This window comes from Bradyrhizobium sp. CB82 (genome assembly GCF_029714405.1).
GTDB lineage: Bacteria > Pseudomonadota > Alphaproteobacteria > Rhizobiales > Xanthobacteraceae > Bradyrhizobium.
In genome coordinates this window covers 8,504,186-8,523,471 of sequence record NZ_CP121650.1, presented here as the reverse complement: position 1 = coordinate 8,523,471, position 19,286 = coordinate 8,504,186, and the positions used below count along the sequence as shown (strand labels likewise).

The following is a 19,286-nucleotide window of genomic DNA, read 5'->3' as shown; positions in this document are numbered from 1 at the left end:
ATGAACGTCATGGATACCCGCGCGACTTCTGCGATGCTCTATCTCGACGGCGTGCACGTTTCGTTCGACGGCTTCCACGCCATCAATAACCTGTCGCTGACGCTTGAGCCCGGCGAAATGCGCGCCATCATCGGCCCGAACGGCGCCGGCAAGACCACGATGATGGACATCATCACCGGCAAGACCAAGCCGGATGAAGGCTCCGTGCTGTTCGACGGCGTCACCGATCTGACGCGTCTCGACGAGACCCGTATCGCCGAGCTCGGCATCGGCCGCAAATTCCAGAAGCCGACCGTGTTCGAGAGCCAGACGGTCGAGGACAATCTTCTGCTCGCGCTCAATGTCGATCACTCGGTTCGTGGCACGTTGTTCTGGCGCGGCAGCAAGGCCGAATCCGAGCGAATCGACAAGGTGCTGGAGACCATCCGCCTCACCGATGCGCGGGGGCGCCTCGCCGGCAGCCTAAGCCATGGCCAGAAGCAGTGGCTCGAGATCGGCATGCTGCTCGCGCAGGACCCAAAACTCCTGCTGGTCGATGAGCCCGTTGCGGGCATGACCGACGTCGAGACGCACCTGACCGCGGAACTGCTCAAGGAGATCAACAAGAACCACACCGTGATGGTGGTCGAGCACGACATGACCTTCGTCCGCGAATTGGGCGTGAAGGTCACCTGCCTGCACGAGGGCTCGGTGCTTGCCGAAGGCACCATCGACCAGGTCTCGTCCAACGAGCGGGTCATCGAAGTGTATCTCGGAAGATAGGTGTGAAGGCGAACAGTCAGTTTCGTGTCCCGGGCACAGCGCAGCATGAGCGCAGCGAAATGATGCGCTGTAGAACCGGGACCCATAGTGGGTCCCGCATCTGCGGTGCACCACTTCGTGCTGCACCGCGCGCGGGACACGAGAGGCGGAGTCCGAAGACATGCTGAAGGTCGACAACATCAACCTGTTCTACGGCGCAGCCCAGGCGTTGCGCGGCGTCTCCATCTCGGCCGCGCCTGGCAAGGTCACATGCGTGCTCGGGCGCAACGGCGTCGGCAAGACCTCGCTGCTCCGCGCCATGGTCGGGCAATATCCGATCTCCTCCGGCGCGATCGTGTTCGATGGTAGCGACATCACCATGCTGAAGCCCTACGAGCGGGCGCGCAAGGGCATCGGCTTCGTGCCGCAGGGCCGCGAGATATTTCCGCTGCTGACGGTCGAGGAAAACCTCAAGACCGGTTTCGGGCCGCTCAAGCGTGATGATCGCCACATCCCCGACGACGTGTTCTCGTTGTTTCCCGTGCTGCAATCCATGCTCGGCCGGCGCGGCGGCGACCTCTCCGGCGGCCAACAGCAGCAGCTCGCGATCGGCCGCGCGCTGGTGATGCGGCCGAAATTGCTGTTGCTCGACGAGCCGACCGAGGGCATCCAGCCCTCGATCATCAAGGACATCGGCCGCGCGATCTCTTATTTGCGCAACCTCGGCAACATCGCCATCGTGCTGGTCGAACAATATCTCGACTTTGCCTGCGAACTCGGCGACAGTTTTGCCGTGATGGACCGCGGCGCGGTGAAATACACCTGCGACCGCTCGAACCTCGACGCGAGCGAAATCAGCCGCCAGATGGCGCTGTAGGCTTTTCGTTCTGCAGCGGCTGGCGGCTGGGGAGGCGGATGCGCAGCGAACTATCGACCACGTCCAGTGTTTTCGAGGCCAACCGCGCCCGCGGTGCGGTGCGCTTCGACGTCCATGCGCGCGAGGGCGTTACGCGGCGCGGAGCGTTGCATGAGTCCGGCTCCTTGCGCGTGCGCTTTCCCTCGCCGGAAGGCGAGGGCCTCTCGGGCGTGTTCGTCAACACGGCCGGCGGGATTGCCGGCGGAGACCGCTTTGATATCGATATTTCGGCGGGCCAAGGCTCGCGCCTGACGCTGACCACGGCGGCGGCCGAAAAGGTCTATCGTGCGCCCGGCGCGGCGGCAGAGCTCAATATTGCCCTGAAGGTCGCCGCAGGCGCGCATCTCGGCTGGCTGCCGCAGGAGACGATCCTGTTCGATCGCGCGCGCGTCCATCGCCGCTTCGATATCGCGCTCGATGAAGCGGCATCGCTCCTGCTCTGCGAGATCGTGGTGTTCGGCCGCACAGCGATGGGCGAACGGATGGAGCAGGGCGAGTTCGTCGACCGCTGGCGGCTCTCCCGTGGCGGCCGGCTGGTGTTCGCCGAGACGGTGAGGCTCGACGGCGATATCGGCGCCAAGCTGGCGCGCCCCGCCGTCACCAAGGACGGCGCCGCGATCGGTACCGCGTTGATCGTTCCGGGCGATGAGGCCCTGGTCGAGCGTATCCGGGAAGCTTCGGAATCTTTCGCCGGCGAGGTCGGGATATCCGCCTGGAATGGCTTTGCAATGGCGCGGTTCTGTGCCCAAGATGCGGCGCGCCTGCGCGCCGACATGATGGCGGTGCTGGCGCGCACGGGTGCCGCGCTGCCGCGGCTGTGGCTGAATTGATGAACTCACGACGAGATTTCGCATGAACCTGTCTCCCCGCGAAAAGGACAAGCTTCTGATTTCGATGGCGGCCATCGTGGCACGGCGCAGGCTCGATCGCGGCGTCAAGCTGAACCATCCGGAGGCCGTTGCGATCATCTCCGATTTCATTCTGGAAGGCGCGCGTGACGGCCGCACCGTCGCCGAACTGATGCAGGCCGGCGCGCAAGTATTGACCCGCGATCAGGTGATGCCGGGCATCTCCGAGATGATTCACGATATCCAGGTCGAGGCGACGTTCCCGGACGGCACCAAGCTCGTCACCGTCCACGAGCCGATCAGGTAGGAGCAGAGCATGATTCCCGGTGAACTCTTCATCCAGGACGGCGAAATCGAGCTCAATGCCGGCCGCAAGACGGTGACGCTGACCGTCGCCAACACCGGCGACCGTCCGATCCAGGTCGGCTCGCACTATCATTTCTTCGAAACCAACCCGGCCCTGGAATTCGATCGCAAGAAGGCCCGCGGCATGCGCCTCGACATCGCCGCCGGCACCGCCGTCCGCTTCGAGCCCGGCCAGACCCGCGACGTCCAGCTCGTCGCCCTCGCCGGCAAGAAGACCATCTACGGCTTCCGCGGCGATGTGATGGGGAAGCTGTGAGCTTGAGCTAACGCGAGACGCGAACCGTGATCCACAGTGAGGTGAGCACGATTGTCTCGCTCCCTCCCCCCTTGCGGGGGAGGGCAGGGGAGGGGGGTATGCCACACGACGAGGTCTCTCCGTCTCAAAGAAGTCGCGCCAGGCAGTTGCGGCGCTCGATGACTCGCGCCGAGACATTGCTCTGGCGTCACCTCAAAGCCCATCGCCTTGCCCGTCTGGGCTTCCGCCGCCAAGCGCCCATGGGCGACCACATCGCGGATTTCGTTACGCATTCATGCAAGCTCGTCGTCGAGGTCGATGGCGAAAGCCATGATTTCGAAGAACGTCTCCGGAACGACGAGCAGCGGGACCACTGGTTCATGTCCCGCGGCTATCGTGTGCTTCGGTTCACCAATGACGACGTGATGAAGAACTTGGAGGGCGTGGCTCTGAGCATCCTTCAGGCAGCGGAGCCCGTGGCACCCCCCTCCCTGACCGTCCCCCGCAAGGGGGGAGGGAACGGAGAGAGCGTGGCGAGGAACGAAGCCGATGTCGGCACGGTTGAGACAAAAGCAGAGCCACTTGCCATGCTCCCACCTGTCCGCCTCATCTCTGAAGCTGCCGACCTGGCCGCGCGCCGGCATTGCGGGATGGCGCGCAAGGGGCGGGGGAATGAGCCTTACATCAATCATCTCGCCGAGGTCGCGAACCTGCTGGCGACAGCGACTGATGGCGCGGATGCCGAGCTGGTCGCCGCCGGCTGGTTGCACGACACCATCGAAGACACCGGCACCACGCGCGAGGAGCTGGCGGAGAAATTTTCCGACCGCGTTGCCTTGCTTGTCGTCGAATGCACAGACGATATGAGCCTGCCGAAGGCAGAGCGGCGGCGCCGTCAGGTGATCGAGGCGCCGAAGAAATCCGCGGGCGTAAAACTGATCAAGATCGCCGACAAGATCAGCAATATCGGCGCTCGCATTCATGCCGACCCGTCCGCCGAGGAGCGCGCCGACCTGATCGAATACACCGATTGGGCCGAGCAGGTGGTCGCTGGCTGCCGCGGCGGCAATCCCTACCTCGATGCGAAGTTCGACGACGCGGTGCAACGAGCGAGGGCCTCGCTGTGACCGGCCAAACATTCAAACGCAAACGGGGCTTGTGATGTCCATCAAGATGAAGCGTTCCGTCTATGCCGACATGTTCGGCCCGACCACCGGCGACAAGTTGCGGCTGGCCGATACCGATCTCATCATCGAGGTGGAGAAGGATTTCACCACCTATGGCGAGGAGGTGAAGTTCGGCGGCGGCAAGGTGATCCGCGACGGCATGGGGCAGTCGCAGGTCACCAACAAGCAGGGCGCGGCCGACACGGTCATCACCAACGCCCTGATCGTCGACCACTGGGGCATCGTCAAGGCCGACGTCGCGATCAAGGACGGCATGATCGCGGGCATCGGCAAGGCCGGCAATCCCGACATCCAGCCTGGCGTCACCATCGTCATCGGCCCCGGCACCGACGTGATCGCTGGCGAAGGCAAGGTCCTCACCGCCGGCGGCTTCGACAGCCACATCCATTTCATCTGCCCGCAGCAGATCGAGCACGCGCTGATGTCCGGCGTCACCTCGATGCTGGGCGGCGGCACCGGCCCGTCGCACGGCACTTTTGCGACCACTTGTACGCCGGGCCCCTGGCACATCGCTCGGATGATCCAGTCATTCGATGCCTTCCCGGTCAATCTCGGCATTTCCGGCAAGGGCAACGTCTCGCGGCCCGCCGCGCTGGTTGAGATGATCAAGGCCGGCGCCTGTGCGCTGAAGCTGCATGAGGATTGGGGCACGACGCCGGCAGCGATCGACAACTGCCTGTCGGTAGCCGACGCTCATGACATCCAGGTGATGATCCACACCGATACGCTGAACGAATCCGGCTTCGTCGAGGAGACCATCAAGGCTTTCAAGGGCCGCACCATCCACGCCTTCCACACCGAAGGCGCCGGCGGCGGTCACGCGCCCGACATCATCAAGGTCGCGGGCCTGAAGAACGTGCTGCCGTCCTCGACCAACCCGACGCGCCCCTTCACGCGCAACACCATCGACGAGCATCTGGACATGCTGATGGTGTGTCATCATCTCGATCCCTCGATCGCGGAAGATCTCGCGTTCGCCGAGAGCCGCATCCGCAAGGAAACCATCGCGGCCGAAGACATCCTGCACGATCTCGGCGCGCTCTCGATGATGTCCTCGGACTCGCAGGCCATGGGCCGGCTCGGCGAGGTCATCATCCGCACCTGGCAGACCGCCGACAAGATGAAGAAGCAGCGCGGGTCCCTGCCGCAGGACAAGGGCAAGGACAACGACAACTTTCGCGTCAAGCGCTACATCGCGAAATACACGATCAATCCCGCTATCGCGCATGGCGTGTCAAAGCTGATCGGCTCGGTCGAGAAAGGCAAGCTCGCCGATCTCGTACTGTGGTCGCCGGCGTTCTTCGGCGTCAAGCCGGACTGCATCGTCAAGGGCGGCACCATCGTCGCCGCCCCCATGGGCGATCCCAACGCCTCGATCCCGACGCCGCAGCCCGTGCACTATCAGCCGATGTTCGGCGCTTTCGGCAAGGCGCGCACGGCGTCATCCGTCGTCTTCACCTCGAAGGCCGCGGTCACCGGCGGCCTCGCGCGAAAGCTCGGCATCGACAAGAAGCTCTATGCCGTTCAGAACACCCGCGGCAGGATCTCCAAGAAGAGCATGATCCACAACGACGCCACGCCCGATATCGAGGTCGATCCGGAGACCTATGAGGTGCGCGCCGACGGCGAGCTTCTGACCTGCGCGCCGGCCGAGGTGCTGCCGATGGCACAGCGGTATTTCATGTACTGAAATTAGCGGCGAACGCCCGCCCTCGGAGCCTATCGCGAGGGCGGATTTTCCGGTTTTGCGTCTTGTCGCGCTTGGTCTAATGTCGCGCCCGGTATCTTGAAGCCAGAAGAAAAGCCGGGAGGATTTTTCGTGATCTACGTCGTTGCCACCTTGACCATCAAGCCCGAAACGCGCGCCGAATTCATCGCAGCCGCCACCGCCTGCATCAAGGAGACGCGGAAGGAGCCCGGTAATATCGCCTATGATCTGCACGAGAGCGTCACCGATCACACCAAGATGGTGTTCGTCGAGCAGTGGGAGAACATGGAGGCGCTGGGACCACACCGTGCCACCGAGCACGTGAAGACGTTTGGCCGCGTCGCGGTGAAGTGCTTCACGGCGCCGCCGAAGATCGAGTTCATCACGCCCGCGAAGGTCGAGACGCGGTAACGGGGAAAATCGCATGATCCGGGCGACACAGGTCAGAGGACAGCACCGCTTCACGGAAGCGCCGGCGGATACGGTGGTGCTCGATTTCGACGACCGGCATCGCCGCCGCATGGCGATGACCGGCACACGCGGCCTTCAATTCCTGCTCGACCTGGAAAGCGCCGTCGCGCTGCGCGGTGGCGATGCGCTGCTGCTGGAGGATGGCCGGCTCGTCGAAGTGGTCGCGGCTCCCGAGCCGCTGCTCGAGATCCGCGGCCGCGATCCGCTCCATCTCGTTCGCGTTGCCTGGCATCTCGGCAACCGACACCTGCCGACGCAGATCATGGCCAAGGGCCTGCGTATCCGCCGGGATCACGTCATCGAAGCGATGGTAAAGGGACTCGGTGCGCGGGTGATCGAGATCGAGGCTCCCTTCGATCCCGAAGGCGGCGCCTATGCCGATGCCGGCCACGCGCATGCTGATGACCATGGGCATGATGACCAGGCGCATGACCATGTGCATCACGAGCATGGGGACCATGACCACCACCATGATGATGCCGCGCATGAGCATGGACACGATCACCATCACCACCACGACGAGCATTGCGACCATCCCGACCATCACCGCGGCCACGGCCATGTTCATGACCACAAATGAGCCGACTGGCGCCGGCCGCCTGACTGAACGCGAGGCCGCGGCGCTTTACCGGCTGATGACGTGGTTGTCACCGGCGTTTCCCGTCGGCGGCTTCTCCTACTCCAGCGGCATTGAGTGGGCGGTGGAGGCGGGCGACATCACCGACACGGCGACGCTTGCGAACTGGCTCGACGCGATGCTCGGCGATGGCGCCGGCTTCTGCGATGCCGCCTTCTTGGTGCAGGCGTTTCGCGCGGCGGAGGCGGGCGATGAAGCCCACCTGCGCGACACCGCGGAGCTTGCGGCCGCCTTCGTGCCCTCGCGCGAGCGGCAGCTCGAGACCACGGCGCAGGGCCGCGCCTTCATCGACATCGCACGCGCGGCCTGGAATGCGGATGGGCTGGACGCGATGGTCACGGCCTGCGCGGGGCCGCTGGTCTATCCCGTCGCGGTAGGCGTGGTCGCTAGCGCCCACGGCGTCCGGCTCGAGCCGACCCTGCATGCCTTTTTGCACGCGCTGGTCTCGAACTGGATTTCGGCGGCGAGCCGGCTGATTCCGCTCGGCCAGACCGACAGCCAGCGCGTGCTCGCTTCGCTGGAGCCCGTTGTGGCCGCGACCGCCGCACGCGCATTGGATGTGACGCTGGACGGTCTCGGCAGCGCCACGTTTCGCGCCGATCTCGCGAGCCTACGGCACGAGACACAATATACGCGGCTGTTCAGGTCGTGATGGCCAGGTTGGATTAGGAAAGAGCGAACTCTATGTCGAAGTCTCATGGCCCCCTGCGAGTCGGTGTCGGCGGTCCCGTCGGGTCGGGCAAGACCGCGTTGATGGATTTGCTCTGCAAGTCCATGCGCGAGCGCTATGACATCGCGGCGATCACCAACGACATCTACACCAAGTGGGATGCAGAATACCTCGTGCGCTCGGGCTCGCTGACGCCGGACCGTATCGCCGGCGTCGAGACCGGCGGCTGCCCGCATACCGCGATCCGCGAGGATGCCTCGATGAACCTGGCGGCGGTTGCGGATATGCGCGCAAAATTTCCCGGTCTCGATCTGGTGCTGATCGAGTCCGGCGGCGATAACCTCGCCGCCACTTTTTCCCCGGAGCTTGCCGACATCACCATCTATGTCATCGACGTGGCCGCGGGCGATAAGATACCGTCCAAGGGCGGCCCGGGCATCACGCGCTCGGACCTCCTGGTCATCAACAAGATCGACCTCGCGCCGCATGTCGGCGCCTCGCTGGAGAAGATGCAGACCGACGCCAAGCGGATGCGCGGCGAGCGGCCCTTCGTCATGACCAACCTGAAGAAGAGCGAGGGGCTCGACCGTATCATCGGCTTCATCGAGGCCAAAGGCGGGTTGAAAGGGGCGGGTTGAAAAGCAGGCTGAAGGGAGCCTTGCCCGCGGCGACAGGAAACGGCCTGACACGACCCGTTAATATCTGCGGCAAAATGCGTCTCCGCGGAACCAATGTTCGCCACGGTGATTAACCAACTTCGGTGCCGGAGCGCTGACGCCTGGCTGGCGCATTAAGCTTTCCGGTCAACCCAAGTTGCGTCCCGATGGCTCCTCCTTCATTATCGCCTTCCTGGGGTCTCACTCTCTTTCGGCAATTGGCCGTTCGAGCGGCGTTCAGATGCTCCGTGTTATTCGCCAGCCTCTCACCTTCTGAGTAAACGAGTGGTTCGGCTCGGATTCATCATCGGTTTTATCGCGCTGCTCGGGATACTGCTCTCCGGGCTCGCGGCCTATCGCGTCCACGATCAGGAGCTGACGATCGATCGTATCGCGCTGGCCCGCGCGATCGACGTTCATGCAAGCCTGGTGCAGGACCGCCTGACCGAGCGCGAGCTTCTGGCGCGCGTCGCCTCCGGCCTATTCCGCACGCCTGCCGTGATCAAGCCGAACATGCTGGAGCCGCTTCGCTCGGCCATTTATGCCTTCAAGACCGACTTCGTGGTCGCCTCCTGGATCGCCCGGCTCAAACCGGCGGAGCTGAGCGCGGCGCAGGCGGCGCTCAGCTCCGCCGGCTTCCCCAATTCGAGCATCCGCGACTATGACGACACGCCGCTCGACACCACGAAGATCACCCAGCCGATCAACGTGCTGATGGATCTCGAGCCGCGCAGCGAGGAGACCAAGGCGCTGCCCGGCCGCAGCTTCGATCAGGACACCGTGCGCGGCGCGATGCTGGCGCGCGCCATGGCCGAAAAGAAGTCGGTCGCCTCGGACCCGGTGCCGCTACTCCGTCCGAACGGACCCATCGGTATCATCGTGGCCGCGCCCGTCATCCCCGAAGGCGCGGCGGAGCCTGCCGGGTTCATCACGTTTTCCTACGAGCTCGCCTCGCTGATGTTGACCAACGACGACATGTCGCTGTTCTCGGTGGCATTGCGCGACCCGCGCGCGACCGGCAGCGAGCTGATCGCCAACGATCAGGGCGTCGTCAGCGCACGGACTGTCTCGCAGGATGGTCCGCAGCCGTCCTCGACGCGCACGGTCGGCTTCGGCGGCCGCGACTGGCAGCTCAGCTACTTCGCCAAGACCAACTCGGCGCGGCGCGCCGAGCAGACCGCCGTCATCGTCGCGGCGATTGGCTTTGCGATCACGGCGATGGTGTGCGGTCTGTTCGGCTATGTCGCCTACAACAATTTGAGGCTCAGCCGCGAAATCCAGGTGCGGATCGGTTTCGAGCGCCGGTTGACGGCCGTCATCGACGAGCTGAATCATCGCGTGAAGAACATTCTGGCGGTCATCCAGTCGATCGTGACGCGCACGCTACGCCACGGCTCCGACATCGACGTTGCGCGTGAACTGCTGATCGGGCGCATCCATGCGATGTCCAACGTGGTTTCGCTGCTCAGCGAAAGCCAGTGGCAGGGCGTGAAGCTGAAGGGCCTGTTCGAGGCGCGCGCCATTCCGCATGCTGATCGCATCGCCATCAGCGGGCCCGACATCGCGGTCAGCGCGCGCGCCGCGCAGAGCCTGTCGCTGCTGTTCTTCGAACTCGCCTCGCATTCCGACGAGGGCCTGTCGCTGGTCGGCAAGCATCCGCACATCACCGCGAACTGGACGGTGACGGGCGAGGAGCCCGATACGGTCTTCCATTTCCGCTGGGAGGAGTTCAACACCAGCGAGGCGACGCGTCGCGCCGATTCCGATTTCGGCCTGATCCTGCTCGACCGTGTCGCGCCCGAAGCGCTCGGCGGCGCCGCCAAGCGCTACTTCACTGACGTCTCCTACGTCTACGAGCTGACCGCTCCGATGGAGACCGTCGTCGACATGACCGAGCGCGACCGCACGGAAAAATTCTCGGCGCCGGTCAGGCCCGTGCGCTGAAGCTGCCTCGCACTCCTCTTCCTCCTCCCGCGACGGACGAGGTGCTAACTGCAAATGCCGGTCACGGGCGCGCAGAGAGACCCCTCACCCACGCCCGCTTCGCAAGATACCCTCTCCCACAAGGGGAGAGGGCAAATTCGCGTGCGCTGAATCGGTCAGCCGCCGCTGCCGCCGATCACGGCGCGCACGGTCTCGTCGGGGCCGAAATCTTCGGCGCCCTCGACATACAGCAGGGCTGCGAGCTTCGAGCGCGCGCGGTTGACGCGGCTCTTGATCGTGCCGACCGCGCAGCCGCAGATCGAGGCCGCGTCCTCATAGGAGAAGCCGGACGCACCGACGAGGATCAGCGCCTCGCGCTGGTCCTGCGGCAGCTTGTCGAGGGCTGCACGAAACTCCTCGAACTCGAGATGCGCATTCTGCGACGGCTGCGTCTTCAGCGTCTTGGCATAGTTGCCTTCAGCATCCTCCACTTCCCGCCGCCGCTTGCGATAGTCGGAGCGGAACAGGTTGCGCAGGATGGTGAACAGCCAGGCCGGCAGATTCGAGCCGGGCTGGAACGAGTCGATGTTGGCGAGTGCGCGCAACAACGTCTCCTGGACCAGATCGTCGGCTCTGTCGGCATTGCCGCTGAGTGAGATGGCGAACGCGCGCAGGCTCGGGACTGCCGCCAGGATATCGTCGCGCAGGGATTCCGTGAGAGGCATTAGTCCCTCCCATTGTTGTCGTTGGATCCCCCATTGGTTTGATCTTGGGGTGTCCCTCCCGGCGCATCAAGCTTCTTGATCAGCTCGGCGAACCGCTCGGGAACCCCCTGCCGCACGACGTCGTCGTACATGGCACGCAATTGATGGCCGATCCGGGATTGGATTTCCGGTGTCAGCCCTCCCTTGCCGGGGGTCGTGTTTCTGCTGGCTTGAGATTTGAGATCTTTCATGACCTGTTCCACGTTTCCCCGAGTTAAGTCACTGTCAAATCGAGAAATTTTCTCAACCGGGAGCTGTTCCCTGGGAATGGGCTAATGCGAACTTGGGCGAAAAGTTCCAGAGTGTACGGAACTTTTCTTTTGCTTGGGCGTAATCTCGTTCTGCAGGGGAACCCGGGCCGCCCCTGGCGATGACTGGCCCGAAGACGAATGGAGTGGGGATGTCCCGTTCACAACTTGTTGCTGAACACTTGCCGTTGTTGCGCCGGTACGCCCGTGCCTTGACCGGCAGCCAGCCGTCCGGCGACGCCTATGTCGCAGCCATGTTGGAAGCCATGCTCGGGGATCCGTCGGTGCTCGACGAGAGCCATGGACCGCGCGCCGGCCTGTTTCGGCTGTTCACCCAAATCTGGAATTCGGTCTCGCTCAACGACGATTCCGAGGTGACGACGCTGCCGATGCCGCCCGAGCGACGGCTGTCCAACATCACCCCGCTGCCGCGTCAGGCCTTCCTGCTGCTCTCGCTCGAGGGATTTTCGGAGGAGGAAGTCGCCTTCATCCTCGGGACCGATGTCAGCGAGACGCGCCGGCTTGCGGACGCCGCAGGCCGCGAGATGGCGGCTGAGATCGCAACCGATGTGCTCATCATCGAGGACGAGACCTTCATCGCCATGGACCTCGAGAGCCTCGTGAAGAATCTCGGGCACAACGTGGTCGGCGTCGCCCGCACCCACGCCGATGCGGTGGCGCTCGCCAAGAACAAGCGGCCCGGCCTGATCCTCGCCGATATCCAGCTTGCCGACGGCTCCTCGGGCCTCGATGCGGTCAACGAGCTCCTGCGCAGCTTCGAGGTGCCGGTGGTGTTCATCACCGCTTACCCCGAGCGCTTCCTCACCGGCGAGCGGCCGGAGCCTGCGTTCCTGATCTCGAAGCCGTTCCAGCCCGCGATGGTCTCGGCGGTGGCGAGCCAGGCGCTGTTCTTCCAGCGCAACTCGCGCAACCGCGCACCGAGAGCGCCGGCGGCGTAACGAGGGCGCTTGAGCGAGTCGCTACATGCATCGCTTGAATGAAGAGGCGGCGCGCTGAAGGGCGCGTCGTTTCTCTTTGCGACCTTGCGACTCAGCAGCCGCGGCAAATGCCTTGAATCTTCGAATTCACTTTGGACTGTTCCTGCACCCACTCAGCCGGCCATTCTCCGCCAGCCCAAGGCAGCATCGGTCTCTTCATGAACGTAATGGGGACTGCGAATCGGGGAAGGTCGCCTTCACCTCCGGAGGCGGCACCGGCGGTCCGGTTGATTGCAAGGATTGTTGCACGTATCGCGCTTGCCGCCTGTGGGCAATTCGAAAGGCTGCGAAGCATCGTGCGCTTGACGACAACCACATTGCCCCGTTGATACGTCGGGCCGATACCCATCGCAGCCTCAAACCGCCGGGAGATCTCGCATGTTGGACCCGCAATTCCTTGATCGTCTCGCCATCCGCGATCTCGTCGAGAATTGGGTGGTCTGGCGCGATGCCGGGGACTGGGAGCGTTTTGCCACTGTCTGGCACGCGGAGGGCTGGATGTCGGCGACCTGGTTTCAGGGGCCGGCTGCGGACTTCATCCGGGTGAGCCGCGATGGCTTTGCCAAGGGCGTGCGTATCCTGCACTTCCTCGGCGGCACCAGCATCGATCTCGAAGGCAACCGCGCCATCGCGCAGACCAAGATGACGATCTCGCAGCGGGCGCCGGTCCATGATGTCGTCTGCGACGTCGTCTGCACCGGGCGCTTCTACGACTTCCTGGAGAAGCGGCAGGGCCAATGGGGCATCGTCCGCCGCCAGCCGATCTATGAGAAGGACCGCCTCGATCCGGTCGATCCCGCCGCGGTCCTCGCGCTCGATGCGGAGCGATTGGCGGCGCTTCCCGAAGGCTACCGCCACCTCGGCTACATGCAGGAGTTGATCGGCTACAAGGTCAAGCGCGACATGCCCGGCCTGACCGGCGCCGAGGTCGAGAAGCTTTATACGGAAGGGCGGGAGTGGTTGGCAGGTGTCGCGCGGCCCGGGGCAACTTGACCGGCGATTGGCGTGCTTCGCGTGTGTGGCAACTTGCCGCGCATCATTGGTTGTGTCTGCCTCGATTTGAATGATTTGCTTTAAACAGTCTTAACGTTTCGGCGTGTATTCAGGCAGCTACGCAACTACAGGAGGTGCGTGGCAAAGGTTTTGGCGGATAGGCACCCCGATGGCCGGCGTTTCCACCGGCGTCAACCCGAAGACACCTTGAGAGCCGACCCCTCCTTAGAGCCTTATAACCTTGGCAAGAACAGCAGGGCGGCCTTTTTTGGCTTCCCAGCGCTAGCCGGATGATCGCACAGGTGCGAAGTCGGGCTCGGCCGCCCTGCTCCACGGCCACCTCGTTCGGAAAACGACCACCAATGAGCGTCAGCTGCACTGGCTGATCGTCATTCTGGTGGAGAACGCCATCGGCGCGATGCGCAACACGGAGTTGCCGCAGCTCGTCGTTTCGGCCGCGCGCAAGGGCGCAGGATCCTGCACGAGGTGTTCGATAGCGGCCTCGGCATCGACAAGGATCACGTCAGCCACATCTCCCCGCAGTCTTCGCCACCGAGCCAGCTACGGCAGGCCACGCATATTGTGCGTGCGCGCAGTTGACGACGAGAGCGAGTTACGTTGCGATTCATCTCAGCCCTGATCCTTTTGATCGCTTTGTGTGCATCGGCTGGCGCCGCTGCGATCTCTCCTCGCACCGCCAACATGCCGTTTTTCGCGCCAAGCAAAGCGTGGTCGTAGATACCGTTCCGGGATTTGCTTGACGCGACGCCCGGGCGGCCGAACCCGGCACCACTCGATCGCCTGCCCGGTCCGTACGACAATCGCTATCCGAGCTGGGGGAATGTAACCCGATTGGAAAAGGGGGCCCGCAGACAAAAAGTAAGGCGCGACTGGCATCACCCCGTCCGTGGTGAAATTCCATGCTCGTCCTCAACCGTTCGCTGCAGGCTTCTAACCCATTGTAAGCTCTGCTATAATGGCCTCACTTGAAATTCGCCGCCGTTCACGGACGTTCGCCGCCATCCGCTGCAATCCGTGTTCAATGGTGGGGCGGTTGGTGGGGCGGTTATGGCAAAAAGACAGTTGCACAAGCTGTCCGCTCGGGAAGCTGAGACTATCGTTGAGCCCGGTCGCCACAGCGACGGGGGCGGGCTTTACCTCGCGATTGAGGCTGGAGCACATGCGCGGCGCCAATGGACTTTCCTGTACCGCGTGCGCGGCACGGGCAAGCGCCGCGAGATCGGGCTAGGTGCCGCTAAGGGCAAAGGCAGGGACGGCATCTCGCTGGCGGATGCCCGCCTCAAGGCCGCAGACGCACGCAAGAAACTGGCCGAAGGCAAGGACCCAGTGGCGCAGCGGCGCGCCGAGTCAATTGCGACTATCAGGTTCGGAGAATTCGCGGATGCCTTCCTCGTATCGATCAAGGCGGGCTTCAAAGGCAAAAACACGCTGGCCGACTGGGAACGGGACCTGAAGGTCCGGTGCAAGCCAATCCGGGATATCGAACTCGCCAATATCACGGTGAACGAGGTGTTGCGGATCTTGTCGCCCATATGGATTACGATCAACCGCACGGCGCGCGAAACGCGAAGCCGGATTGAGCGCGTGCTTGACGCTGCGGAGGCCAAAGGTCTTCGGTCGGGTAAGAACCCCGCCATGTGGAAGACTCTGAAGCCGCTCTTACCGAAGTCGAAGCGCTCGAAGCGCCATCACAAGGCCGCGCCCTACAAGGACGTCCCCGGCATTGTTCAGGCCCTGCAGGCCAACCACGAAGCGGCGGACACCGCTGTCAATCTTGCGGCTGAATACATCATCTTGACGGCGGTCCGGACCGGAGAAGCCCGCCTGATGCGCGTGTGCGAGGTGGACTTCGCAGAGAGGCTTTGGACCATCCCTGCGGAACGGTTGAAAACCGAAGACCATCCAGAAGGCAAAAATTTCCAAGTGCCGCTCTGCGACCGCGCGGTTGCGATTTTAAAGGCGGTCATCCCGAAGGAGGCTGTGCGCGAGGCCTATGTATTCGCCGGGCATTGGTCAAAAGACCATGCGAAGCCGCTCGGTATGAATGCCGTGCTCCATGCCCTCAAAGGCGTCTATCCGGCGATGACAACGCACGGGTGCCGGTCCAGCTTTCGCGATTGGGCAGGTGACGAGACCCGCTTTGAGCGTGAAATTGCGGAGATGGCATTAGCCCACAAGGTGGGAGATGAAACGGAGCAAGCTTATCGGCGGGGCAATGCGTTGAAGAAGCGACGGCAGCTGATGGACGCTTGGGGCCGATACGTTGCGGGCCGACTTCCTCGTCGGGAGTCGGCATAGCTCGCCGACATGGATTTCCTCCTTGGATCAAACGTCTTCTCTCCGGCCGCTGGGACCGATACCGCCCAGACGGCTTCTCCATGGGCACCCACCTCTTGAATTGCTAGAAGTGTTCTGCGAATGCACATCACGATCAAATTTCACCACGAGCGAAGGTCGCTCCGAGAATTCGTTTGTCTGGAATCGCCACCGGATCGCGACCGCACCGATGTGCCTATCATCGGTGCGAATCCCACTCTCCCCGCCAGTGCCCCTGAAGTCCTGTAAACCCTTATAAAACAAGGACTTCGTGATGAGCTACTAACCACACGCGCAGCGCGCAACAGCTTGCGGACCTCGACACGCTGCTCGGCCTGATGCAGGCGGCCTCCAAGCTGAGCCAAGACCTCGATACGCTCGCCAACCAAGTTGGTGGTTCGCTGGAGACGATTGCGGAGCGGTTTGTAGTGCCGTTCTTCGAGGTCCAAGAGAGGCGGCTTCCAGCAACAGCTGGCCTTCACCCACCAAGCCGATCTCGCCGGTTCGCAATCGCAGCCTCCGCACCCGCATTTTCTTGAATGCTCATGCTCTCGACAATCGCAGCGATCGATGAGCGTTCAGCGGCAACGAATATTTCCATTGTAGACCGTCCAACCATCGAGGTATTTGCATGACTACCGACCCGACTTCGCTCGAGCATGAACTTGCGATCTTCCGTACGGAGGAGGAAGCAGCGCAGCAGTTCTTCTTTGGCTATCTCTCGCTGCAATTCGTCCCGGGTAAGAACCCCGACGTCCTAGCGAGGATGAACGAGACCGCTACGTTCTGGATCACTACGCGCTACGCGCTGCTGATGTCGGCATTCGTCGTGCTAGGCCGCATCTTCGACCAGGACCCGAAGTCCCTGCACAACATCGACAAGCTGCTCGGCGTGGTGACGCAGGACATCGCCTCATTGAGTGCAGCAGCCCTGGAGCAACGCAGGATCGCTCAAGGCATGACGCCGAAGGACGCAGCCGCATACGCCTGTGGCAAGTACGATCTGACGATGGATGATGTGCGCGGCATGCGAAAGGCCGTAGGCCAGTGGCGCAAAGTATATGAAGCGCGGTATCGCGAGATCCGGCACAAGATCTTCGCGCATAAGAGCATCGATCGGGCGGGCGCCGATGCTCTGATGGTGAATACTCGCGTCGACGAGGTGAGGGAATTGCTCGGTTTTCTCGACGCGCTCTATCAGTCGCTATCTCAGTTGCATATGAACGGCATCAAACCCAACGTCACTCCCGTCAAATTCGAGTTGCCGCCGACACCTGGCAGCGGAAAACCAGGTGAGCGGATCTTCCGCGAGAGCGGCGATGTCCTCTACGGAATGATTGATCCGAGGCTAAGGTCGATTTCCGATCCACAGCTTAGCGCCGAACAAGCTTTCCCTCCGCGGTCGAGCAATTTAAGTCCTACGGACTGATTGACCACGCGATACCCGGAGACCGAACGAAAGACGATCTGACGTCCAATTGTGCTGCGCCGAAAACAACGAGCGCGGCAATCCCTAGGCGGATTTGAGAATGCGCCTCGGCCGATCAACTTCGAAAACCGGCGATAGTCCGAATGCTCGAACCGCCAGCGGCCCGCGGCAATGGCTGGATGAACTCCGGCTTTCTCGGCCGCATCGATGATCTCCTCCGTGCTGCTGTCCTCAACGATTTGCTTCCAAATAGTGGGAGGGATAAGGGCATTGCGCGCGAACGCGTCCGCCTCGGCTTCGATGGTTTCGGAGCTGGCCACGTCGAGATCGTCGAGTTTCAGCTGCCGATCAGGGCTCAGGTGACGAACGACGTGTGCGAATTCGTGGAATAACGTGAACCAGAAATTGTCCAACCGGTCGTGCCGCAAGATCAGAGCAATCACCGGAATGCCGTCGCTGCGGCACATCGCGGCGCCGTCGAGAATCGCGGCGAGAAGTCGATCGTTCTCGATCTCGTCTTCAAGACCATGGGACCCGATCACAACGCTCTCATGCGCGATCTCGCATCGCCGACCTTCAAGGTCGGCGCGCGCCGGGGTCGCTGGGCCTGCTCGGCACTCATGCGCGGCAACGGCCATATCGGCTACGACGACGCGCGGCGAAGGCTCGATCAGGCCGCGCTTGTTCTGACCGCCGATGCCGTGACTGGCGTGCCGTGGATCCAGGCGGCTGCTTACCGCGGCGGAATGCGGTGTGCGAATGTTCACCGGCGGCGTCTATCTCGGCTCCGACACGACCGTGGTCGGGCAATTCGGCAGATGGCCCGTCCGTTGGCATCTCGAATTCGCGGGGTGCCTTTCTACCGCTGCGCCCGCGCAGGCCATCGCCTTACACGTCGGTACCGAGCGCCGGCGCTTGCAGGGCGGGGCGCTATGCAGGGCCGATGGCTGGGCAGGCCTCGTCGGCATCGAGGCGTTGGCCGATCCGCCTCGGGGCGGCAACGAAATTGGCGGCGTGATGGCGGCCGCCATGGCATCGGCGAGGTCTTCCGCAGTGTCGTGCTCGGCGACAAGCTCGCCTGTCGCAGGACTTCGAGATTGTCGGCGTTGTCGCCGGGCTGCGAAGACGCTGCCGGCATCGATCTCGCCTACTTGCCCGCGGCGTACTGGATTTTGGGGCTCGGCAATTTCGGTCAGGCCGCGGTGTGGACGATTGGACTTCTCCGGGCATGATCTCCCTGTTTCTTCAGGACGCGGACAAGTCCGAGGTCGGCAATCTCGCCATCCAGTTGTTGACCGGGCCAGACTGGATCGGCCGTAAGAAGGCCCGCAACGCGGCGACGTGGGCGGAGGCGAGTGGCTTCGGCACCACGGTCATCGAAAGCAGGTTCGTCGATGGCACCAAGCTCTCGGCGGACGAGCCCCGGGCTGGCGCTCGTCGGCATCGACGATCTCGCGGCTCGGCGCGCCGCGGCTGGTTCGAACTTCGATCTCGTCGTCGATGCCGGCCTCGGTGCCGCCCTCGGAGATCTTCGACATTCGGCTCCACGGCTTCCCCGGAGGGCGCTTGCCCGAGCAGGCGTGGCCCCAGCAAGATGGTCACTTGGAAGTTCCGCTGGTCCCGGCGCTCCGAGAGCTCGTCGACGCCGGTCGCATCGATCGCTGCGGGGCGTTGATGATCGCCGGCCGCAGTCTCGGCGTGCCGTCGACGGCTGTCGTCGCGGCGGCGATCCAGGCGGCACAAGCCGGCCGGTCCGTCAGCGACGACACCTTCGTCGATCTCGCCGCCATGGCGTTGAGGAGCTGTCGGCGCGCTGCCGGCCGCCGGCATATGCTGGCCAGACCCGGGATCCTTCCGTTCGTACAGTCTAGACCGGAAGCGGCCATCCGTTGAAGCGCGAGGTAGTCTGGCACCGCAGCGAAGCCGCGGAAAATCCAAGTGGATTGAGGGGTTTAGGCGGGTTGCAGCGTGTCGCCACAATATGTTAACCTCGAGTTGTGGGACGGCTTGACTACATTCGATGGAATCAGTAAGTAAAACGCATCAACACCCCCCACGCCTCTCAACGATGCGCACCAGGGGGGTTTTCTTTTGTCCAGACAGTCGCGAACGTTTACGAAGCCGGCGCTGTCGGTGCCCGACCAATTGGCCCTATTGGA

General features: G+C 63.2%; 23 protein-coding genes and 1 pseudogene. 19 read left to right on the top strand and 5 right to left on the bottom strand.

Going from position 1 to position 19,286, the window contains the following annotated elements; translation table 11 throughout:
* The 13 genes and pseudogenes from urtD to QA640_RS40385 all read left to right on the top strand — a co-directional run bounded on the left by urtD (nucleotide 1) and on the right by QA640_RS40385 (nucleotide 10,379).
* Nucleotides 1-762: an urea ABC transporter ATP-binding protein UrtD gene (gene urtD, locus QA640_RS40445; RefSeq protein ID WP_283038177.1), complete on the top strand. Its 762-nt coding sequence runs from the start codon at nucleotides 1-3 to the stop codon at nucleotides 760-762.
* A gap of 160 nt (nucleotides 763-922) precedes the next feature.
* Entirely contained in the window at nucleotides 923-1,618 is a 696-nt protein-coding gene (gene urtE, locus QA640_RS40440; RefSeq protein WP_283038176.1) for an urea ABC transporter ATP-binding subunit UrtE, read from the top strand.
* Between the two features lie 38 nt (nucleotides 1,619-1,656).
* Entirely contained in the window at nucleotides 1,657-2,487 is an 831-nt protein-coding gene (locus QA640_RS40435; protein ID WP_283038175.1) for an urease accessory protein UreD, read from the top strand.
* A 22-nt stretch (nucleotides 2,488-2,509) separates the two neighbouring features.
* Nucleotides 2,510-2,812, top strand: a complete 303-nt coding sequence (locus QA640_RS40430; protein ID WP_283038174.1) for an urease subunit gamma — start codon at nucleotides 2,510-2,512, stop codon at nucleotides 2,810-2,812.
* Nucleotides 2,813-2,821: 9 nt separating this feature from the next.
* A complete protein-coding gene (locus tag QA640_RS40425) occupies nucleotides 2,822-3,127 on the top strand; it encodes an urease subunit beta (protein ID WP_283038173.1) in 306 nt (101 codons plus the stop codon).
* A gap of 98 nt (nucleotides 3,128-3,225) precedes the next feature.
* A pseudogene (locus QA640_RS40420) lies at nucleotides 3,226-3,513 on the top strand (endonuclease domain-containing protein); the annotation flags it as partial.
* Between the two features lie 180 nt (nucleotides 3,514-3,693).
* Complete coding sequence (locus QA640_RS40415) at nucleotides 3,694-4,233, top strand: HD domain-containing protein (RefSeq protein ID WP_283043040.1); 540 nt, start codon at nucleotides 3,694-3,696, stop codon at nucleotides 4,231-4,233.
* 34 nt (nucleotides 4,234-4,267) lie between these two features.
* The gene (gene ureC / locus QA640_RS40410; RefSeq protein WP_283038172.1) at nucleotides 4,268-5,983 is read left to right on the top strand and encodes an urease subunit alpha; all 1,716 of its coding nucleotides are present in this window, start codon (nucleotides 4,268-4,270) and stop codon (nucleotides 5,981-5,983) included.
* Nucleotides 5,984-6,112: 129 nt separating this feature from the next.
* Nucleotides 6,113-6,412, top strand: coding sequence for a putative quinol monooxygenase (locus tag QA640_RS40405; protein WP_283038171.1), 300 nt, complete (start codon nucleotides 6,113-6,115; stop codon nucleotides 6,410-6,412).
* A 13-nt stretch (nucleotides 6,413-6,425) separates the two neighbouring features.
* On the top strand, nucleotides 6,426-7,052 hold the full coding sequence (locus QA640_RS40400) for an urease accessory protein UreE (RefSeq protein WP_283038170.1): 627 nt from the start codon (nucleotides 6,426-6,428) through the stop codon (nucleotides 7,050-7,052).
* Complete coding sequence (locus QA640_RS40395) at nucleotides 7,033-7,761, top strand: urease accessory protein UreF (protein ID WP_283043039.1); 729 nt, start codon at nucleotides 7,033-7,035, stop codon at nucleotides 7,759-7,761. Before QA640_RS40400 ends, QA640_RS40395 begins: the two co-directional genes overlap by 20 nt.
* Nucleotides 7,762-7,793: 32 nt before the next feature.
* Complete coding sequence (ureG, locus tag QA640_RS40390; RefSeq protein WP_283038169.1) at nucleotides 7,794-8,417, top strand: urease accessory protein UreG; 624 nt, start codon at nucleotides 7,794-7,796, stop codon at nucleotides 8,415-8,417.
* A gap of 303 nt (nucleotides 8,418-8,720) precedes the next feature.
* The gene (locus QA640_RS40385) at nucleotides 8,721-10,379 is read left to right on the top strand and encodes an HWE histidine kinase domain-containing protein (RefSeq protein ID WP_283038168.1); all 1,659 of its coding nucleotides are present in this window, start codon (nucleotides 8,721-8,723) and stop codon (nucleotides 10,377-10,379) included.
* Nucleotides 10,380-10,534: 155 nt separating this feature from the next.
* Here the strand turns inward: QA640_RS40385 and QA640_RS40380 are convergent, their stop codons facing one another.
* Together QA640_RS40380 and QA640_RS40375 are read right to left on the bottom strand one after the other, a co-directional pair.
* On the bottom strand, nucleotides 10,535-11,083 hold the full coding sequence (locus tag QA640_RS40380) for a sigma-70 family RNA polymerase sigma factor (protein ID WP_283038167.1): 549 nt from the start codon (nucleotides 11,081-11,083) through the stop codon (nucleotides 10,535-10,537).
* Complete coding sequence (locus QA640_RS40375) at nucleotides 11,083-11,313, bottom strand: NepR family anti-sigma factor (RefSeq protein ID WP_254102994.1); 231 nt, start codon at nucleotides 11,311-11,313, stop codon at nucleotides 11,083-11,085. Before QA640_RS40375 ends, QA640_RS40380 begins: the two co-directional genes overlap by 1 nt.
* Nucleotides 11,314-11,522: 209 nt before the next feature.
* On the opposite strand from QA640_RS40375, the gene QA640_RS40370 reads away from it, so the two are divergent.
* Both QA640_RS40370 and QA640_RS40365 read left to right on the top strand, forming a co-directional pair.
* Nucleotides 11,523-12,329: a response regulator gene (locus QA640_RS40370; RefSeq protein ID WP_283038166.1), complete on the top strand. Its 807-nt coding sequence runs from the start codon at nucleotides 11,523-11,525 to the stop codon at nucleotides 12,327-12,329.
* Between the two features lie 420 nt (nucleotides 12,330-12,749).
* Nucleotides 12,750-13,361, top strand: a complete 612-nt coding sequence (locus QA640_RS40365) for a nuclear transport factor 2 family protein (protein ID WP_283043038.1) — start codon at nucleotides 12,750-12,752, stop codon at nucleotides 13,359-13,361.
* Between the two features lie 369 nt (nucleotides 13,362-13,730).
* On the opposite strand, the gene QA640_RS40360 is transcribed toward QA640_RS40365, so the two are convergent.
* Complete coding sequence (locus QA640_RS40360; protein WP_283038165.1) at nucleotides 13,731-13,892, bottom strand: hypothetical protein; 162 nt, start codon at nucleotides 13,890-13,892, stop codon at nucleotides 13,731-13,733.
* A gap of 537 nt (nucleotides 13,893-14,429) precedes the next feature.
* On the opposite strand from QA640_RS40360, the gene QA640_RS40355 reads away from it, so the two are divergent.
* Entirely contained in the window at nucleotides 14,430-15,680 is a 1,251-nt protein-coding gene (locus tag QA640_RS40355; protein ID WP_283038164.1) for a site-specific integrase, read from the top strand.
* Between the two features lie 784 nt (nucleotides 15,681-16,464).
* Nucleotides 16,465-17,127, top strand: coding sequence for a hypothetical protein (locus QA640_RS40350; RefSeq protein ID WP_283038163.1), 663 nt, complete (start codon nucleotides 16,465-16,467; stop codon nucleotides 17,125-17,127).
* On the opposite strand, the gene QA640_RS40345 is transcribed toward QA640_RS40350, so the two are convergent.
* Nucleotides 17,025-17,669: an ImmA/IrrE family metallo-endopeptidase gene (locus QA640_RS40345; RefSeq protein ID WP_283038162.1), complete on the bottom strand. Its 645-nt coding sequence runs from the start codon at nucleotides 17,667-17,669 to the stop codon at nucleotides 17,025-17,027. The genes QA640_RS40350 and QA640_RS40345 overlap by 103 nt on opposite strands.
* Nucleotides 17,670-18,224: 555 nt before the next feature.
* Here QA640_RS40345 and QA640_RS40340 point away from each other — a divergent pair.
* Nucleotides 18,225-18,359 carry a hypothetical protein gene (locus QA640_RS40340; RefSeq protein WP_283038161.1) on the top strand — a complete coding sequence of 45 codons (135 nt, stop codon included), beginning with the start codon at nucleotides 18,225-18,227 and terminating at the stop codon, nucleotides 18,357-18,359.
* 141 nt (nucleotides 18,360-18,500) lie between these two features.
* Here the strand turns inward: QA640_RS40340 and QA640_RS40335 are convergent, their stop codons facing one another.
* A complete protein-coding gene (locus tag QA640_RS40335) occupies nucleotides 18,501-18,665 on the bottom strand; it encodes a hypothetical protein (protein WP_283038160.1) in 165 nt (54 codons plus the stop codon).
* 64 nt (nucleotides 18,666-18,729) lie between these two features.
* Between QA640_RS40335 and QA640_RS40330 the strand changes: the two genes are divergently transcribed.
* Entirely contained in the window at nucleotides 18,730-19,020 is a 291-nt protein-coding gene (locus QA640_RS40330; protein WP_283038159.1) for a hypothetical protein, read from the top strand.
* Nucleotides 19,021-19,286 lie beyond the last annotated feature (266 nt).

What these genes read in the sequence shown, in the direction of transcription:
- QA640_RS40335 (WP_283038160.1), bottom strand. Translation starts at nt 18,665, where the DNA reads ATGTCGAAGATCTCCGAGGGCGGCACCGAGGCCGGCATCGACGACGAG.
- urtD (WP_283038177.1), top strand. Translation starts at nt 1, where the DNA reads ATGAACGTCATGGATACCCGCGCGACTTCTGCGATGCTCTATCTCGAC.
- QA640_RS40430 (WP_283038174.1), top strand. Translation starts at nt 2,510, where the DNA reads ATGAACCTGTCTCCCCGCGAAAAGGACAAGCTTCTGATTTCGATGGCG.
- QA640_RS40350 (WP_283038163.1), top strand. Translation starts at nt 16,465, where the DNA reads ATGAACGAGACCGCTACGTTCTGGATCACTACGCGCTACGCGCTGCTG.
- QA640_RS40425 (WP_283038173.1), top strand. Translation starts at nt 2,822, where the DNA reads ATGATTCCCGGTGAACTCTTCATCCAGGACGGCGAAATCGAGCTCAAT.
- QA640_RS40435 (WP_283038175.1), top strand. Translation starts at nt 1,657, where the DNA reads ATGCGCAGCGAACTATCGACCACGTCCAGTGTTTTCGAGGCCAACCGC.
- QA640_RS40415 (WP_283043040.1), top strand. Translation starts at nt 3,694, where the DNA reads ATGCTCCCACCTGTCCGCCTCATCTCTGAAGCTGCCGACCTGGCCGCG.
- QA640_RS40400 (WP_283038170.1), top strand. Translation starts at nt 6,426, where the DNA reads ATGATCCGGGCGACACAGGTCAGAGGACAGCACCGCTTCACGGAAGCG.
- QA640_RS40355 (WP_283038164.1), top strand. Translation starts at nt 14,430, where the DNA reads ATGGCAAAAAGACAGTTGCACAAGCTGTCCGCTCGGGAAGCTGAGACT.
- QA640_RS40375 (WP_254102994.1), bottom strand. Translation starts at nt 11,313, where the DNA reads ATGAAAGATCTCAAATCTCAAGCCAGCAGAAACACGACCCCCGGCAAG.
- QA640_RS40370 (WP_283038166.1), top strand. Translation starts at nt 11,523, where the DNA reads ATGTCCCGTTCACAACTTGTTGCTGAACACTTGCCGTTGTTGCGCCGG.
- urtE (WP_283038176.1), top strand. Translation starts at nt 923, where the DNA reads ATGCTGAAGGTCGACAACATCAACCTGTTCTACGGCGCAGCCCAGGCG.
- ureG (WP_283038169.1), top strand. Translation starts at nt 7,794, where the DNA reads ATGTCGAAGTCTCATGGCCCCCTGCGAGTCGGTGTCGGCGGTCCCGTC.
- ureC (WP_283038172.1), top strand. Translation starts at nt 4,268, where the DNA reads ATGTCCATCAAGATGAAGCGTTCCGTCTATGCCGACATGTTCGGCCCG.
- QA640_RS40395 (WP_283043039.1), top strand. Translation starts at nt 7,033, where the DNA reads ATGTTCATGACCACAAATGAGCCGACTGGCGCCGGCCGCCTGACTGAA.
- QA640_RS40380 (WP_283038167.1), bottom strand. Translation starts at nt 11,083, where the DNA reads ATGCCTCTCACGGAATCCCTGCGCGACGATATCCTGGCGGCAGTCCCG.